This window comes from Pedobacter sp. KH_004 (genome assembly GCF_057840755.1).
This window is the reverse complement of sequence record NZ_CM174519.1, coordinates 2,498,563-2,516,177: the sequence shown is the minus strand read 5'-3', so window position 1 is coordinate 2,516,177 and position 17,615 is coordinate 2,498,563. Positions and strand designations below refer to the sequence as shown.

Sequence of the window (17,615 nt, the reverse complement as noted above, 5' to 3'; positions counted from 1 at the left end):
TTTAAGTGATTTTGTTCTTGTTTTGTAGATAAGACGCTCCCAAATCGAAAACGTTGCAAGCGTTTTGTGTGTATTATACCAGTCTCATGTAATTCTCGACGAACGGGCATAAATTCAAGACGAAAACATGAGACTTTCTAGAAGTTTTTGAACCACGTTAATTTGAAACTTCAAGTGTACACTGTTGTTGACACGTAAAAAAAGTAATAGTGTCTCTTGCAACTATTCTTTTTGCTATATTTATGGATTAATATTCCTATTTAGTTTATGAAGAAAAAGGTTGTACTTGTTCAGGATAATAAAGATATTCTTGATATAATGGACCAAGTGTTAGATGAGGAGGGTTTTGATGTTACGCCATCTTTAACCACCGAACCTATCGAGAATATAGAAAAAATTGATCCTGATTTAGTGATAGTAGATGACCATATCAAGGGAAAAGTTAAAGGATCTGAGATCATAAAGGCACTAAAATCTGATCCGGAGACGGAAGATGTTTCTGCAGTACTTACATCAACTTCTGCCGATTTGCCAAAAACCGCAGAAGAGTGTAAAGCTGACGATTACATCGAAAAACCATTTGATATAGATCATATGGTTGACGTAGTAAAGAAAAACGCTTAACGTTAAGCCGCTATTAAACTTCTCACGCCAATTCTGATGAAAAATAGTCCTTATCGTATCTTAATATCCGTGATGATTTTGCTCCTTATTTCTTGTAAAAAAGATCAGCCAATCGGAAAGTGGAAAGATAATATCAAATTATCTCAGAAAGCGGCGACATTAAACGCCAATTTAAATTCGATAACCATTAATACCGAATCAACTAGTTGGTGGCTAAATAACATCATGCTTAACAAAGTTGATGTTAATTTGTTGATAGTAAAAAAGACAGATAAAAATTTCGTTGTCAATAATGCTGATTTCAGAGTGGAAAGAATAAATGGCAATACAATAGTTATTACCATGAATCGAAATACGACCGGCTTTGATAGATTGTTAACCATAGGTTTGCAAAACGGAAATTATTTCGATGAAATAGAAATCACGCAGCAAAAATAACATCTAAATTTGGCACAAAAGTCTGAAACTACCTATTAAGCGTTGGCTCGTAAGTATCCGTGCTAACCGTAGCCTGTAGCTCATGCAGAATTTGATAAAGCCCAAAATTCGTTCTGTTTACATAGATAAAATGCTTTACGCCTCTAGCTTGTTTAAATTCAGGCATTCTAGAAATTTTTTCGCCATAAGCATATAGTTGATCAAAAAACTCAGGTTTACTAAAGTCAAATATCTTATTGATATAGGGCTTAGCAAAAAGGCTGATCATTTCTTTATAGGCTTTATAATAAAATTCGACTTGATTTTCCGTATCATCATTGTGAATCATATCAAGCCTTCTAAAAGCATCAATGGTTTTTTGTTTATCATTGATTACATCAGTAGAAATTAATGAGAAAAATGGATAGTAGAAATCATTTGGTAATTCTTTAATACAGCCAAAATCAATTACACCTAAATCTTCATTTGGGGTAATCATAAAATTTCCCGGATGTGGGTCGGCATGTACAGCTCTTAACTCATGCTGTTGAAAATTATAAAAATCCCACAAAGCCTGCCCAATTTTATTTCTTAGCTCCTGTGATGGATTTGTTTTCAAAAACTCTTTTAAATGCAAACCCTCAAGCCAATCCATCGTGATAATGCGCTTACCAGAAAGCTCAGGATAGTATTTTGGGAAAACAACGTGATCTAAGTTCTGGCAATCCTCTGAAAATTGAATAGATCTTCTGACTTCCAATTCATAATCGGTTTCTTCCAATAGCCTTTCTTCAACTTCTTTAATATAGATGTTAAGTTCTCTCTCAGACATGCCCAGTAGCCGAAATGCGAACGGTTTAACCAGTTTTAAGTCTGAGGAGATACTGTCCCCAACACCAGGATATTGAATTTTTACAGCGAGTTTTTTGCCATTTAAAGTGGCTTGATGCACTTGGCCTATTGAAGCAGCATTGCTTGAGTTAAGGTTAAAGGTATCGAAAATCTGGTCAGGCGTTTTACCGAAATTTTTGGTAAAAGTTCTCACAATGAGTGGTCCGGAAAGGGGAGGAGCATTATATTGTGATTGCGTAAACTTATCTACATAAGATTTAGGCATGATATTCTTATCCATACTCAGCATTTGAGCAATTTTCAATGCACTGCCCTTTAGCTCACTTAACGATTTGTAAATATCGGTGGCATTATCTTCGTTAAGCTGTTCTCTATCCATGTCAGGATTGAACAATTTTTTCGAATAATGTTTAATGTAATTGCCCCCAATTTGAAAACCTGTTTTAACAAATTTTGCTGAACGTTCTACTTTTGTTGTCGGAATACTGTCTTGTGCCCTCATCAATTCTAAAATCCCATCTTTTCTTTAAACTTTCCGTTACGCGATAAAAACTTTCCGTAATCAATCAAATTATCTATAGGAGAATGTTGAAAGAGATCGAAAGTTACATTAATGCCTTTTTCAATGGCTTCGTCACTTTTTTCAAAGCCATCGCTGTCATCATTGATCCAAAAATTAACTATAAATGAAAACTGAACCCAGAGTGCATCTTTATATCTTTTAGTTAAAAATTTGCGTTCCGCTAATTCCCCGCTATCGAGGCCTTCATCAATAATTTCTTGAGCAAAGTTTTCAAAAATAGGTTTCACTCCTGCCAAAACATTAGGTATAGAAAATTTACCCTGATAATTTTTAAGGCTATAAATTACAAAGCTACGTTCGCTTTTTAAGTTCTCCAGGTAGCTGTAGAAAAAGGATAGCATTTTCTCTCTGGATGTATATTGGTGCCAAACTTCCTGGTCTTTAATTTTACTAATCGTTTCAAAAGTAAGATCGAACCAAATGGTCTTTTCAATGCTTTCAAATGAGGAGTAGAACTGATAAAATTCTGCCTCAGTAATTTTTAATTTCTTAGCAAAACTATATACCGTTTTTGGTTTCTCATCGTTGGTTAAAACAAAGTCAATATATGCAATTCTTATTTGTTGAGCAGTGGCCATATTATTCCTTTTTTACAATGATAACGTTAAATATCAAACCTTGTTTTCTGATGATAATTATTGTTAATCATGCAATTGTAATAATAGCTTTCAAAATAATTGAAAGTTGGTTTTTTGCCTAGTAAATTTAGCAAATATAATGCTACTGTGGAAATAAAAAATTTTATAAAACTAAAAATATTAGTAATATTGAGCTCAATTTAATCTTCATTAATATGATCCAGCTAAACGACTTTTTATATGGTAAAATGGAATTTCCACAACTATTCTCTGACCTGCTAAATACTGAAGCTTTAAAACGTTTAGCTGGAATTCATCAAAGCGGCGCTATTTTTTTGGTAAATCCCGACATTTGCCATTCACGACTGGAGCATGCAATAGGAGTAACAATGCTAATCAAAAAGTTAGGAGGTTCGGAATTGGAGCAAATAGCTGGTTTATTACATGATGTTTCGCATACCGCCTTTTCTCACGTTGGCGATTATGTGTTTGAGCACATGGATGAAGATTACCACGAGAAGGTTTTTGCTGAGGTAATTTATAAATCGGAAATTCCTGACGTTCTGCTGAACTATGGTTATGATGTGAATCAAATTCTTTACGGAAAGTTTAACATTTTAGAACAACCATTACCATCACTTTGTGCGGATAGATTAGATTACACTTTAAGGGATGGTGTACATGGAGGGATTATATCACGGCAAAGAGCTCGTGAGTTTCTTAGCGCTATAGTGATCAATGAAGGTAAAATTGCTGTGAATGATAATGCTCAGGTAAATTGGATAAATGACGTTTTTGAAAAATTGAACAATGAGTTTTTTAAGCTTCCGCTACACTTATATGCTAACGGCAAAATGGCCGAGTTAATAAGAAGTTTTATTAATAAAGGTATTTTAAAAGAGAGCGATATGTTTAAAACGGATACACTGCTGCTAAATAAAATTAGAACCACCTACGCAGGTTACGAAGCAATTAAATCCATTAAGCAGCTTCGTGGGTTTGCAGAATATATCCGACATGGAGATTTGCCTAAAATAAAACCCAGAACCTTGAAAGCTTTGCTTGTTTAATTAAGCTGGAAATAGAAACAATTATATTTCTTTGCTGTATATTAAACAAAATTGTATGATATGTCTATAATAGAAATTATTTTAATAGGTGTAGTTGTAGTATTAATTTTTGGTGGCAAGAAACTGCCAGAGTTAATGCGTGGAATTGGAAAAAGCGTTAAAGAATTTAAAAGTGCAAAGGAGGAAGGTTCAAGTAAATAATTTTTATTTATCATTAATACCTTTCCAATAATGACATCACGATTCAAACTTTAAGTTAACTTTTGTGTTTTATTTTAAACGCAAAAAGCATGGAAATTCAGGGTCAAGAAAAATCAAAGAAAAATTCGAGCGAAATAATTGAGAAAGATTCTTCTAAGGGTTTGAATGATTGGAACGATCGTTTAGATGAAAATCTTGAACCAGAAGATCGTAATGATACTACCGCAGACATTAAGGCAAAGGAATACTCTGAGAAGTTTGACGGTAAAGCGGATTAATGAATACATATAGTTTGAGCACTTTGAGTCAATTTCTGTAGTAGTCATCATTTAATGGTGTGTCCAAATCTTATGAGGAAAAGATCATGTTGCTGTAAGACACAATTTCCTCTGTTTCTTTAATATCATATAAAGCGCCATCTAGCTTTTTAATAGTTGCGTCCAGTTGATTCTTATCCGTGTCGTCTAACTGATTTTTGATTAATCCGAAACCATCTTTTATTGCGTTATTAATATTTCTCTTAAAAGAGAAAAACGCATTTCGATAATTCAAAAATAAAGATTCATCTTTTTTAGAAGCATGTTCTAGTCTAAATGTGCTTTTTCAACTTCTTTATAAAGTTCCAAATCTGCCCCTTCGTTCACTCTCGCAGGATAAATTTTTTTATTAAGTAATGGTAGAAATTAATTAGCTTTTCCATCTTTTACAATCTTAAATTGATAAATGGGATGAATGCCGTTGTATTAGGGAATAATTATTTGAAACGGCTTAGAACGTGATTTGGTATTTTTAATATTTTTTTTACATCAACCCCTTAGATTATTACACGAAATGGCTATTATGCTCTTTGAAAATTTATAAATCTTCATAACCTATTTTTCTTATCTGCTATAAATAGTATATTGCATCTCTATAACTTTCCAAATGAATTACCTTTCTAATTAGCTAATACCAATGAAGCGAGCTGGATTATTAGCTTTACTAATATTTTTATTGGTTTCAATGCGCTCTCGTGCTCAAAACGTTTCCAACGAAGGGACAGATTTTTGGGCAGTTTTCCCCACGCATGTACCTAGCCAAAATAGCTTAGCTAACATTACGGTTTTTGTAACTTCCAAATTCAATACAGAGGTTACGGTTAGTTGCGGCACATGGTCGTTAAAAAAAACAATTCCAGTCAACCAAGCTATACGATTTGATGTACCTAGAGCGTCGGCGTATATCGAAGAATCAGAATCAAATACAGTTTTATTAGATAGGGCAATACGCATTCGAGTAACCGATGGTTTACCCAAAGTTTCTGCATATACCCACATCTGGGGAAGAGCTAGATCAGCTGCTTCGTTGATACTTCCATTTGAAACACTTGGCCAAACCTATTATTCCATGAACTACACTCAATCTGAAGGGGGAAAAAATTACTTGGCCATCGTAGCTGCAGAAGATAATACAAGTGTTATTATTCATGAAAAAGGTGGCAGTACTTTACCAGTTACTTTAGCCAAAGCAGGCGATGTATACGAATACATCACCGGTACGGGAGATTTAACCGGAGTTTATGTAGAAACAGATAAAATAAAATCATCTTGCAAACGATTTGCTGCTTTTTCTGGCTCATCTGCAATTGTAATAGGCCCCTGTACCGGTTCTCAAGATCCACTATATCAACAACTTTATCCAACGGCAAGCTGGGGAAGAAACTATGGCGTTGTTCCATTCAAAGATAGGCGGTACATCTTAAGGATTTTGGCTCAAGAAGACAATACAAAATTCACTTTAGATGGTACTTCTATTACTTTAAATAAAGGCGAATTCTATGAAAGTGGCATTTTAACCCAATCTACATTTATCTCTGCCGATAAACTAATTAGTGTTGCACAATATTCACTTACTCAAAATTGTTCTTCAGCTTTGGGTAACGCTATCATTGGCGATCCGGAAATGGTTATTCTTAATCCAGTTGAATTCAGCATTAAAACAGTTACTGTTTTTTCATCCGACTTGGAATCAATAGTGGATAAGTACATCAACGTTCTAATTAGAACAAATAAAGTAAGCAGCTTTAAAATTAATGGAGTAGCGCCAGCAGCATCATGGAGTACATTTATTGGCAATTCCACCTATTCGTTTGCTCAGATTCCTGTTATAGCAAGTAGTTTAACGTTGACCGCTGATGACGGATTTAATGCAATTGCGTATGGATTTGGTAATGCCGAATCATATTCCTATTCAGCAGGGACTAATTTATCATCAAACAATTATTTAACGGTTATTGATGAAACCCGAAATGAGGAAAGTCCTAATGGTTGCATTGGCCAAACTGTTGATTTTAAGGTCAATTTGCCATATGAACCAGATCGTATCACCTGGACTTTGGAAGGTGGGGTGCCAGAAACAGTTCTAAATCCTGAACCAGATAAAAAAGTTGTAAACGGACAAACTAGTTATGTGTACAGATATCCCGTAAATAAAACCTATACTCAAACCGGTGAATACCATTTAGAAGTGGTTTCGCATGTACCAACGAATGCGAATAATTGTATCACAGGCGATATTACCACCAACTATGTTTTTAATATTTACGATTTGCCTATAACCGATTTTGAAGCCAAGTTGACGGGTTGTGCTAATACTGAAGTTCAGTTTACTGATAAAAGTGATTCAAAAACAACCGATTTTTCGATTGTAAATTGGCTCTGGGATTTTAGAGATGGCACAACCTCAACCGATCAAAACCCAAAACATGCTTTTTTAAAAGAAGGTAAATACAAGGTTTTATTAACGGTAAAATCTGGAACAGGCTGTTATTCTGAACCCGTTGAAAAAGAAATAGAAATTTACCCACGGCCAGTTTCAAATTTTAAATCTCCTGCTGAAACTTGCACCAATACCGAATTTACAATTCAAGACTTATCAGAGATAAGCAATGATATATCTGTAAATACCATTCAAAGCTGGGCCTGGAATTTTGATGACGGAACAGCAATTTCAACTGATCAAAATCCAAAACATAGCTATACTAAAATAGGAAAGTATACCATTTCATTGGTAACAACCTCGTCGAATAATTGCGTAAGCGAAGCAAAGAAATGGGAAATCAATGTTACAGAACTACCAAAAGCAGGTTTTAAAATGCCAGATATCTGTTTGAAAGATGCTGTTGCTAATTTTACCAGTACAGCAGTAAATATAGACGGTACGGCTGACGGATTAACTTATAAATGGGATTTCGGAGACAAATATTTATCGGCAGCTGATTTGGTAAAAAACACATCAAGTGCGAAAGATGGTTCACATACTTACACTGTAGCCGATAATTACGATGTTACCCTGACCATAACTAACACTACTGGATGTACTGATATTGTTAAACAACAATTTACCGTAAACGGATCAGTCCCCAAGGCCAACTTTGAACCCTTGATTACTAATAATTATTGCAGCAATACGGTAATTTCAATTAAAAATACATCAACGGTAGATTTTGGAAAGGTAACCAAGATTGAAGTTTATAAAGATTTAGATAATCAGCCAGAGAGCATGGAAACTTTTAATTTTCCAATACCAGATCAAATAGATTTGAATTATGCGCCTTTTGGCTCTCCGCTAACTAAAAATGTTCAAATTAAAGTAGTTGCCTATTCGGGAGGGCAATGTTCTGATTTTATCATTAAAACCATTACTTTGAACGCATCACCAACAATAACAGTTGATGAAATTTTGCCTGTGTGTGAGAATGATGGTAGTGTTGTTATCAATCAATTTCATGAAACCACCGGAATTTCAGGTATTGGAGTTTATAGCAGTGATGGAAATGGTTTAAAGCCTGATGGAACGTTTAATCCGAAACTGGCCGGGCTTGGGCCTCACAATATCACCTATACTTTCACAGCAGATAATGGTTGTAGTGCTACCGTTACAAAATCAATTTTTGTAAATAAATCACCAGTGGTTGATGGCGGCTCAATTATTTATATCTTAGCAGGAGGAGAAATACAAATTCCTGCTGTAGCAACAGGCGAAGGATTGAAATATGAGTGGTTACCGGCTACAGGGTTGAATAATAACAAAATCATGAATCCAATTGCCTCACCAGAAAAAGATATTGACTATACCTTAACTGTGACTACCAGCCCGGAGCAATGCACTACAGTACTACGGGTATCGGTAAAGGTTTTACAGGCTGTTAATCCTCCAAGTAGTTTCACTCCAAATGGTGATGGAATTAATGATGTATGGAATATCAAGTATTTAGAAAGTTACCCAAAGGCAACTGTACAAGTGTTTAACCGGAATGGGAGCCGAATATTTTTTAGTGCTGGATATAGAACCCCATTTGATGGGAATTATCAAAATGAACAACTTCCGGTCGGTGTTTATTACTACATCATAAATCCACGAAATGGAAGAAAAAACGTTACCGGACCGCTCACAATAATCAGATAAATTTTGAAAAAGTACATCCTCATATTTGCCTTACTTGTTTCTACCAAAGCTTTTTCACAGCAAAAGCCGCAATACACCCAGTACATTTTTAACCAATATTTGCTCAATCCGGCACTTTCGGGGATAGAAAATTATATTGATTTTAAAGCAGGTTATCGGAAACAGTGGGCTGGAATTAACGATGCGCCACAAACCTCTTTCATATCAGCACATTGGGCGTTGGGCGATAATCAATTGTGGAGTAATGCGCTAACTTCATTTCCCGAAGAAACAGGCAATCCAATGGATCGGAATTACATGCAGAATTATACTTCGTCACCGCCACATCATGGCATGGGTGTTACCGCCGTTTTGGATAAAACAGGCCCGATAAAGAGATTGGATGCCAATGTTACTTACGCCTATCATTTGCAGTTGAGCAATAATTTTAATTTATCTGCAGGTGTTGCAGCAGGTTTATCTAGTATTTCGTTAGATATAAATGCATTGACATTCGAAAATCCTTATGAACCATCACTCAATAGAGCAATAACCAACCAACTACGTCCAGATTTAAGCGTTGGCGTTTGGTTATATGGTGCAAGAATATTTGCAGGAGTATCGGCTCAACAAATATTGTCTCAAAAATTAAGTTTTTCAGGAGATGAAGCCTATAATCAAGGAAAGGCAGTTCCGCATTTCTTCGGTACAGTGGGATATAAATTCTTTCTTGATGATGAAATTGCTGCAATTCCTTCCGTTATGGTCAAATATGTGCAGCCAGCGCCAGTATCGGTAGATGTAAATATGAAAATAGCCTTTAAAGACAAGTTGTGGCTTGGGGGAAGTTATCGTAAGGACGATTCATTTTCGGCAATGGCCGGTTTCAATATTGGTAAGATGTTGAATTTGACCTACTCTTACGATTTTACCACTTCAGATTTGAATCAGGTAAGCAATGGCAGTCATGAAATTGTTTTGGGATTACTACTCAACAACATTTATAAAGTACCTTCTTATATCCGAATGTGGTAAAGCAGTACTTATGTAATTTCTTTTTAAATGGATAGCCAAACTGATAACCAGAAACTGAATACTGATGGATACCACCTGAAAACTGAAAATTGCCGCGTACTAAAGTTCCTTTCTTAACCTCGCCACCGGAATATTCATTTGCTCTCTGTATTTAGCAACAGTTCTACGGGCGATGTTATAACCTCTTTCTTTTAAAATATCGGTCAATTTCTCGTCGGCAAGAGGCTTGCGTTTATCTTCATTTCCAATACAATCTTCCAGTATTTTTTTTACTTCTTTGTTCGATACCTCTTCTCCATTTTCTGTCTGAATGGCTTCTGAGAAAAAAGATTTTAATAAAAAGGTACCAAATTCAGTTTGCACATACTTCGAATTGGCTACACGAGATACGGTAGAAATATCCATGTCAATTTTATCAGCAATATCTTTTAAAATCATTGGACGCATTTTGCGCTCATCAGCTGTTAAAAAATACTCGTACTGATAATGCATAATTGCATTCATCGTTTTTAACAAAGTTTGTTGCCTTTGTTTAATGGCATCGATAAACCACTTAGCTGAATCTAATTTTTGCTTCACAAACTGCACAGCTTCTTTAAGTTTTTTATCTTTTGATGAAGCTTTGTCGTAATGCTCAAACATTTCCTGATAAGAGCGGCTTACTTTTAACTCAGGTGCATTTTTGGAGTTCAGCGTTAAAATTAAGATTCCATCATTATTACTAATATGAAAATCCGGAATGATTTGCATTTGTTTGGTTGTTACCTGATTTGCATCACCTGGTTTTGGATTTAAACGCAAAATCTCGTTAACTACCTCTTTAAGTTCTTCGCTATCTAGTCCTAAGCTTTTTTCGAGTTTGTCGTAATGTTTTCTCGTGAATTCGTCCAAATAGTTTTCTACAACATTCATTGCTTTAACTATTATCGGATTATTTGGGTCTTTCCTTTTTAATTGAATGAGTAAACATTCTTTCAAGTCTCTTGCGCCAATGCCTGGAGGGTCGAAACTCTGAATAAGTTTTAACATTTCCAATACATCTTCTTCCTCAACCATTACATTTTGAGAAAAAGCCAAATCGTCAATCATAGAACCCAATGGGCGACGTAAATAGCCATCATCATCCAAACTTCCGATAATTTGCTTACCGATAATAAAATCCTGGTCTGATAGAGGAATAAGATCTAATTGCTCTTGTAAACTTTCAAAGAAGGTGCTTTCAATAGCGATTGGAGTTTCTTTTTTCTCTTCGTCATCATCACCATTGTTGTAATTTGTACTATAATCGTTGGTATTGTCATCTTGCAGATAATCATCTACATTAAACTCATCCATGCTGGTATCTTCAGATGGTCCATCGAAGTCTTCAGGGCTGTCGTTTAAGTCATCATATTCGCTTTTAGGCTCATCCTGTGTCATCAAACTAGGATCTTCTAAAGCAGGATTATCTTCTAATTCTTCTTTTACACGCGTATCTAAAGCAACCGTTGGCACCTGTAACAACTTTATAAACTGAATTTGTTGGGGTGATAACTTTTGTAATAATTTTTGTTGTAGATGTTGCTTTAGCATATTTTGTATTCAGGATTGCAGCAAAAATAAACAAATCATTTCAGATATTCTTTCGAATTAATGTAAATGCTTTTGAATGTTTGGTTTAATTGTTTGCTAAACATTTGGATTCAGTTGAATGTTTGCTATTTTCGTATATAAATCATCTAAGCTTAAAAATTATGGGTTTTGTTAAAGAATTTAAAGACTTCGCGGTTAAAGGGAACGTGCTTGACCTAGCTGTCGGTGTTATCATCGGTGCTGCATTTGGAAAAATTGTAAGCTCACTAGTGGAGGATATTATTACGCCATCAGTGCTGGGCCCGGCGTTAAAAGCAGCCGGATTAGAAGATCTAAGCCAACTCACTATTGCGGGTACAGCAATAAAGTACGGAAATTTTCTATCGCAAGTAATTACGTTTATTATTGTGGCTTTGGTGTTATTTGTGATTATTAAAGGTGCCAATAACCTCAAAAAAAAGGAAGTTGCGGCTCCTGCAGCTCCATTACCACCAACAAAAGAAGAAGTTCTTTTAGCTGAAATAAGGGATTTGCTTAAAGCAAAAGCATAAAAAAACAAAGATCTGCTCAATGGTAAATCTTTGTTTTTAAAAACTTCTTTTCACTTTCGGATCCGTGATTACAATATAATCGCCAAGGTTTCGATGTTTTTCCCACTTCGGATTCTCAAAATTTTCATCACTAAATGAAGAAATATTAAGAATTTTTAGCGTTGGAGCATATTTTTGAAGTTTGGCCAATGTTCCAAGCTTTTCATCGCTATGAAATCGGCCATTTAGTTGTAGAATTTTAATTCCTTTATTTGCTTTCGCAAACTTAGCGATTGACCAAGCCATGGTAGCATCCCAAAAATTTTGAGTCTGATAGACTTTCATCAAACCCATGCTATGCCCTCCCAATAGTTCAGTGAATTTTTCCAGATATCTTCCGGTAGCCGTATCAATAGGGAGAGGTGCCAAATTGTTTAGGGATGATTTAGGAAAGCCACTTAAAACAGTCAACCCATTTTTGGTCACTGCATTGCTATAGCGAGTGGCGGCGTTGCCAGCAATTACAGCAAGCTTGTTTTTTTTGGCATATTCAACTAAGGGTTTATAGTCTTTGTAGTTTGACCACGCCCTTCCTTCTTTAATGAAATTCTTTTCTGATATTAAGTCGGCTAGATATTCATCTACTATGGGTTGAATATCGGTATGGAACATTTCTAAACTAAGAGCGGTTTTTTTAGGGAATTGTTCAGCTAATTTTTTGAAAATAATAAATTCCAAAATATGCCCTATTGAATCGTTATGCTCTTCTCCAAAAAATAAAACATCAGCCTTATGCATGTCGGTAATTACTTCATCTAAAGAAATTACTTTTTGCTTTTTAACATCATAAACTTTATAGTGTGATATTAAATCTTGGGCAAATACATCATAATTGAAAATAATGAAGCTTATAAATAGTAAATATTTCATGTGCTCAAAATAAGAAAATATTTTTCGCCGATGAAATGATACCACTTACCGCCATTCTGCGCATGCTGAAGAAAACAACAGTTGTTAACTTTTAATTTATAAATACTTTTGAATATTAAATAAATGAAAACATGGAAAATGTAAATGAAAATAATCACATCAAAAACTCGGGTAGAGTTTGGAGTGGTTCCATCATATTAATCATTGGGCTAGCATTTTTACTAGATAATTTGGGTTTGAATATTCCAGGTTGGGTATTTAGCTTTTGGACATTTCTAATTGCGCTTGGGGTGTTTATTGGTGTAAGAAAAAATTTTAGGGGCGTTTGGTGGCTTGTTCTTATTTTATTTGGCGTATACCAAACGGTAGATGACATGGGCTTCGATTTCGATATATCTAAATACGCCCTGGGAATAGGTTTAGTAATTGTTGGTGGCTTTTTAATTTTTAAACCAAAGGATACGCTAAAAAGGAAACAATCATTTAAAGGTGCACTTAAGAATCAGTTTGGTGTAAATGATGAGATAGATCTTGATGAAGAAGCAGATAAGAAAGCAAATAGAAATGACATAATTGATGTCGCAGCGGTTTTTGGGGGATCAAATCAAACCGTTTATTCTAAAAATTTTAAAGGAGGAGATGTTACTGCAGTTTTCGGCGGATCGGATATTATAATGACACAAGCTGACTTTACGGATTCTGCGGTGATTGATGTAACTGCAGTTTTTGGAGGTATCAAATTAATTGTGCCACCAAATTGGGCAATACAATCTAATGTTACAGCAATATTTGGTAGTGTAGAAGACAAGAGGGGACACATGTTGCCGATAGATCAAATGCAGAAAACCTTAGTTTTAGATGGAACTGTACTTTTCGGGGGAATCGAAATCAAAAGTTTTTAAAACCATAATCAAAAGTAAATGATCAGAGATTTTCTGGTCGTTTACTTCGTTTATCATTACCTAAACAAATAACGCTTTGACAACTAGACCTCTATCCATCCCACAAATTCAAAAAACCTCTGCAGCTATAGCTGTCGCTTGGTTTATTCTATGTGCTGTTGGCCTACATTATGTGGTGAATTTTTCTTGGTTAATTTCATTTGCAGATAGCTTTTTGAGTAATTTCTTACTGGTGATGGCCTGCATTGCCATAAGTAATATGCTGGGCTACTATCAGCCAAAAAACGAACGAATATTGTATGTGCTCATCATTACATTGGCGCTTACGTTCGTAATTATTTATGCTGCAAAATATGCGATGCTATACATATTTTCAGATTTTAAGGAGTATTTGGATTTTTATAATTTCTCTTTTGCCTTCCGTGGTTTAATTTCCTTTATGTGTTTGGGCTGGTGTGCATTGGCCAATATTTTATGGTACAGACTGGAGGAACAATCGGAAACACACGAAAGGCTTTCGGCGGCAAAAAGTTTGGCAAAAGAAGCCGAGCTAAACAAGCTTCGTCACCAATTGCAACCCCATTTTTTGTTCAATAGTTTAAATTCGGTATTTGCGCTTACAATGGTAAACCCTAAAGAGGCAGGTGTAATGATTACCAAGTTAGCTTCTTTTCTTCGGGGAACCTTAAAACGAGATGACGAATTGTGGGTATCTGTAGAAGAAGAAATGGAATATATCCAGCTTTACCTTGACATTGAAAAGGTACGTTTTAGCCATCGCTTAAATATTGAGGTAAATGTAGCTGACGATACTTTGAATTTATGTCTGCCGGGAACTTTACTACAGCCGATTGTAGAAAATGCCATTAAGTTTGGTTTGTACAATACATCTGCCGGTATAACTATCAAGGTTGATGTAACAGTTGATCGTAATATTCTGGAGCTGCGGGTGCAAAATCCTTTCGATCCGGAGATGAAAGCCGCAGGAGGAACTGGCTTCGGTTTAACGGCTATTAAACGTAGATTATATTTGTTATTTGCAAATCCGCATTTGCTGCAAACCGAAATTGAGGCAAATAATTTATATATTACCACTCTAAAAATCCCACAAAAAAATGATCAGAACGATATTAATTGATGATGAACCTTTAGCGAGAGATATTGTTAAATTTTATCTTACCGATCATCCTGAAATTGAAGTTGTTGCTGAATGTTGCGATGGTTTCGAGGGATTAAAAGCCATCACTTTACATAAGCCCGATTTAATATTTCTTGATATTCAAATGCCAAAAATTAGTGGCTTCGAAATGCTGGAATTGGTTGAAGATAAGCCCGCTGTAATTTTTACAACTGCTTTTGATGAATATGCCATTAAAGCTTTTGAAGTTAATGCCGTTGATTATTTGCTCAAACCAATTGATAAGGCACGTTTTGATGCTGCCATCAAAAAGCTGCCTTCCAGATTAAATCAAACAGAAAATACGGAAGCTGTTTTGGATGCCGCTGCTTTGAGTCCTGCACAAAATAATAGAGTAGTAGTTAAAAAGGATGGCGTAATTAAAATTATTCCAACTGGAGATATCAATTACCTTGAGGCTGATGATGATTATGTTAAGTTAAGTACAGCAGACGGTGTTTTCTATAAAAATAAAACGATGGCTTACTTTGAGCAAACTCTTGATCCAGGCCAATTTATCCGTATTCATCGCTCTTATATTATTAACCTTGCTCAGGTTACAAAAATCGAATTAAAGGAGAAAGATAGTTACGTGGTGCTGCTCAAATCAGATATCTGGCTGCCAGTGAGTAAAACTGGATACATAAAATTGAAAGCAGCGTTGGGCTTGTAATCTCGGATCTCTTTATGTTTATCGCTGTGGTAATTTTCAGGCTGGATAAACAATAGTTTTTGGAAAGCAATCACATCGTAACACATATCGTTAGTCCTGTTTTTAGTTTCAATCTTTTTGCGAATGGCAGCTTAGAATAGGTTTTTGGGTGTACCAAAAAGGATTTCCACTACAACCAGGTTTAGTTGGCATGGCTTTTAATTCTCTTTAAGATTGTTTCAGATGAACTATAAACAAGAAATGTTCCTATGGAACGAACAAACAAACCTTCATATATTTTTTCTACCGATGAGTCGTCCTTACGGGACGGTAAGCAACTTTTCTTGCGGTGTTGAGCTAGGCTGTGTTTTAGAATGAAACCTCGAATACTTTGTTTCAATTTGGTCGATTTTTGTTGCACTTAAGATTGTCGATTTTGCACACAAAACCTTCCTAAGGAACGAAAAATGAAACGTTTCATAGATTTTTTCTACTGTTGAGTCGTCGCTACGTTACGGGGGGGACATTTTTCTTGCGGTGTACAGCTAGGCTGTATTTTTACATAAAACCCTGAATGCTTTTTTTTTAATTTGGTCGATCTTTGTTGCGCCTAAGATTGTCGATTATGGGTACAAAACGTTTCTACTGGATGAAAGAAGCAAACTGTTCATAGATTTTTTCTATCGATGATTTTTTCCAATGAGATGAGAGATAATTTTCTCGGAGTGTTTTGAAAAATGATATTTTTATACCGAGAGCTAATTTACTACCGTCCAGTAGGGCGCCTCCTCGGTAGCAAAAATTGTTTTGCAATCGTTTCGTTCCGTAGGAACGTTTTATGAATTATCGCGTGTAGGATATCATTACATCATTGTAGTGGCCAATATAAAATAAACCCGACCGAAGCGAAATGCCGGCTTTTTCTGCCGGCAGAAGCGGGGGCGGGACTGAATTTTAAAAAGAATTACTACATTTGCTTTTCAAATAAAAAATAAAACTAAACAGACTTGCATTTATAGAGAAATCGCTTTATATTTGCTCCTCTTAATTTTGAAATTATAATAAGATAATATACAGTCATGAAAAGAACATACCAACCTTCGCAAAGAAAGAGAAGAAACAAACACGGCTTCCGCGAAAGAATGGCAACAGCTAACGGCAGACGAGTATTAGCATCACGTCGTGCTAAAGGAAGAAAAAGATTAACAGTTTCTGACGAACGCAAGCATAAAGCATAATTTTTGATTGCTTTTCCGATTAATCGGAATCGGCAGATCAAAATCTGCAATTATCAATCAAAATATATGTACACATTCAGAAAAGAAGAACGGTTATGCAGCAGAAAACATTTAGATCTGCTGTTTAAAAAAGGTTCTTCTTTTTTATTATATCCTTTTCGTATTTCTTACATGTTTATTAATGAAGCTGCTCATGTTCCGGCGCAGGTAGTAATTAATGTTCCTAAAAAGAGATATAAACGAGCTGTAGATCGCAACCTGCTCAAGCGCCGCATTCGCGAGGCTTACCGACTAAATAAACAAGAAGAGTTTTACAGTCAATTACCTGATGATAGAGGATTATTGCTTTTTTCCATCCAATTTGTGGGGAAGGAGAAGTATGAATTTATTTTTATTCAAAAAAAATTGGTGTCAACTTTTAAGCGCTTTAAAACTTTAATTCAGCCAAATGAAGTTCATTAATAATATATTTGGTTCGCTTTTTTTGGGGTTGATAAGGATTTACCAATATGCCATTTCGCCTATGCTTGGCGCAAATTGTAGGTTTACCCCAACTTGCTCGCAATATGGGATTGAGGCTATTCGGAAATTTGGCCCATTTAAAGGTGGCTGGATGGCCTTAAAGCGTATAGGTCGCTGCCATCCATGGGGCGCACATGGACACGACCCTGTTCCGTAACTTTTAGTTATCAATTGCGAGTTATGGCTTGCGAGTTACCAGTTTGAATGCAAAAACATTGAGAATCGTGGATTTTGATGCAGAAAAAAACAAAAAAATCAACTTATTAAACCTTCGGAGAAAACAATTATAAACCCATAACTCATGTAA

Annotated in this window: 18 protein-coding genes; 14 read left to right on the top strand and 4 right to left on the bottom strand. The window is 35.4% G+C overall.

The annotated features are described in order from the left end of the window. The first annotated feature begins 267 nt into the window (after positions 1-267). The gene (locus AC3ITD_RS10805; RefSeq protein ID WP_265800217.1) at positions 268-624 is read left to right on the top strand and encodes a response regulator; all 357 of its coding nucleotides are present in this window, start codon (positions 268-270) and stop codon (positions 622-624) included. A gap of 72 nt (positions 625-696) precedes the next feature. Beyond that, positions 697-1,062: a hypothetical protein gene (locus AC3ITD_RS10800; protein WP_265800218.1), complete on the top strand. Its 366-nt coding sequence runs from the start codon at positions 697-699 to the stop codon at positions 1,060-1,062. Between the two features lie 28 nt (positions 1,063-1,090). On the opposite strand, the gene AC3ITD_RS10795 is transcribed toward AC3ITD_RS10800, so the two are convergent. After that, entirely contained in the window at positions 1,091-2,395 is a 1,305-nt protein-coding gene (locus AC3ITD_RS10795; RefSeq protein ID WP_489366355.1) for an ABC1 kinase family protein, read from the bottom strand. 5 nt (positions 2,396-2,400) lie between these two features. Further along, positions 2,401-3,054 (bottom strand): TetR/AcrR family transcriptional regulator, encoded by a 654-nt coding sequence (locus tag AC3ITD_RS10790; RefSeq protein ID WP_489366353.1) that lies wholly within the window; start codon positions 3,052-3,054, stop codon positions 2,401-2,403. A gap of 215 nt (positions 3,055-3,269) precedes the next feature. On the opposite strand from AC3ITD_RS10790, the gene AC3ITD_RS10785 reads away from it, so the two are divergent. The 5 genes from AC3ITD_RS10785 to AC3ITD_RS10765 all read left to right on the top strand — a co-directional run bounded on the left by AC3ITD_RS10785 (position 3,270) and on the right by AC3ITD_RS10765 (position 9,785). Next, a complete protein-coding gene (locus AC3ITD_RS10785) occupies positions 3,270-4,124 on the top strand; it encodes an HD domain-containing protein (RefSeq protein ID WP_489366352.1) in 855 nt (284 codons plus the stop codon). Positions 4,125-4,184: 60 nt separating this feature from the next. Continuing rightward, complete coding sequence (tatA, locus tag AC3ITD_RS10780; RefSeq protein WP_265800222.1) at positions 4,185-4,325, top strand: twin-arginine translocase TatA/TatE family subunit; 141 nt, start codon at positions 4,185-4,187, stop codon at positions 4,323-4,325. An 89-nt stretch (positions 4,326-4,414) separates the two neighbouring features. Next, positions 4,415-4,603, top strand: coding sequence for a hypothetical protein (locus AC3ITD_RS10775; protein ID WP_489366349.1), 189 nt, complete (start codon positions 4,415-4,417; stop codon positions 4,601-4,603). 676 nt (positions 4,604-5,279) lie between these two features. Continuing rightward, on the top strand, positions 5,280-8,771 hold the full coding sequence (locus tag AC3ITD_RS10770) for a PKD domain-containing protein (RefSeq protein WP_489366347.1): 3,492 nt from the start codon (positions 5,280-5,282) through the stop codon (positions 8,769-8,771). Between the two features lie 3 nt (positions 8,772-8,774). Then, complete coding sequence (locus AC3ITD_RS10765; RefSeq protein ID WP_265800227.1) at positions 8,775-9,785, top strand: PorP/SprF family type IX secretion system membrane protein; 1,011 nt, start codon at positions 8,775-8,777, stop codon at positions 9,783-9,785. 99 nt (positions 9,786-9,884) lie between these two features. Here AC3ITD_RS10765 and rpoN read toward each other — a convergent pair whose 3' ends face one another. Then, a complete protein-coding gene (rpoN, locus tag AC3ITD_RS10760) occupies positions 9,885-11,357 on the bottom strand; it encodes an RNA polymerase factor sigma-54 (RefSeq protein ID WP_056850328.1) in 1,473 nt (490 codons plus the stop codon). Positions 11,358-11,518: 161 nt separating this feature from the next. On the opposite strand from rpoN, the gene mscL reads away from it, so the two are divergent. After that, positions 11,519-11,908, top strand: a complete 390-nt coding sequence (mscL, locus tag AC3ITD_RS10755) for a large-conductance mechanosensitive channel protein MscL (protein WP_265800228.1) — start codon at positions 11,519-11,521, stop codon at positions 11,906-11,908. A gap of 36 nt (positions 11,909-11,944) precedes the next feature. On the opposite strand, the gene AC3ITD_RS10750 is transcribed toward mscL, so the two are convergent. Continuing rightward, positions 11,945-12,817 carry a ChaN family lipoprotein gene (locus AC3ITD_RS10750; RefSeq protein WP_489366344.1) on the bottom strand — a complete coding sequence of 291 codons (873 nt, stop codon included), beginning with the start codon at positions 12,815-12,817 and terminating at the stop codon, positions 11,945-11,947. A 131-nt stretch (positions 12,818-12,948) separates the two neighbouring features. Between AC3ITD_RS10750 and AC3ITD_RS10745 the strand changes: the two genes are divergently transcribed. The 6 genes from AC3ITD_RS10745 to yidD all read left to right on the top strand — a co-directional run bounded on the left by AC3ITD_RS10745 (position 12,949) and on the right by yidD (position 17,465). Further along, positions 12,949-13,719, top strand: a complete 771-nt coding sequence (locus tag AC3ITD_RS10745; RefSeq protein WP_265800230.1) for a LiaF transmembrane domain-containing protein — start codon at positions 12,949-12,951, stop codon at positions 13,717-13,719. A 76-nt stretch (positions 13,720-13,795) separates the two neighbouring features. Beyond that, on the top strand, positions 13,796-14,857 hold the full coding sequence (locus AC3ITD_RS10740; RefSeq protein ID WP_489366342.1) for a sensor histidine kinase: 1,062 nt from the start codon (positions 13,796-13,798) through the stop codon (positions 14,855-14,857). Next, the gene (locus tag AC3ITD_RS10735; protein WP_265800232.1) at positions 14,835-15,569 is read left to right on the top strand and encodes a LytR/AlgR family response regulator transcription factor; all 735 of its coding nucleotides are present in this window, start codon (positions 14,835-14,837) and stop codon (positions 15,567-15,569) included. Before AC3ITD_RS10740 ends, AC3ITD_RS10735 begins: the two co-directional genes overlap by 23 nt. A gap of 1,058 nt (positions 15,570-16,627) precedes the next feature. Further along, positions 16,628-16,786 carry a 50S ribosomal protein L34 gene (gene rpmH, locus AC3ITD_RS10730; protein WP_010601723.1) on the top strand — a complete coding sequence of 53 codons (159 nt, stop codon included), beginning with the start codon at positions 16,628-16,630 and terminating at the stop codon, positions 16,784-16,786. Positions 16,787-16,852: 66 nt separating this feature from the next. Further along, the gene (locus tag AC3ITD_RS10725; protein ID WP_489366339.1) at positions 16,853-17,248 is read left to right on the top strand and encodes a ribonuclease P protein component; all 396 of its coding nucleotides are present in this window, start codon (positions 16,853-16,855) and stop codon (positions 17,246-17,248) included. Further along, entirely contained in the window at positions 17,235-17,465 is a 231-nt protein-coding gene (gene yidD, locus AC3ITD_RS10720; RefSeq protein WP_489366337.1) for a membrane protein insertion efficiency factor YidD, read from the top strand. The genes AC3ITD_RS10725 and yidD overlap by 14 nt, the downstream gene beginning before the upstream one ends. Positions 17,466-17,615 lie beyond the last annotated feature (150 nt).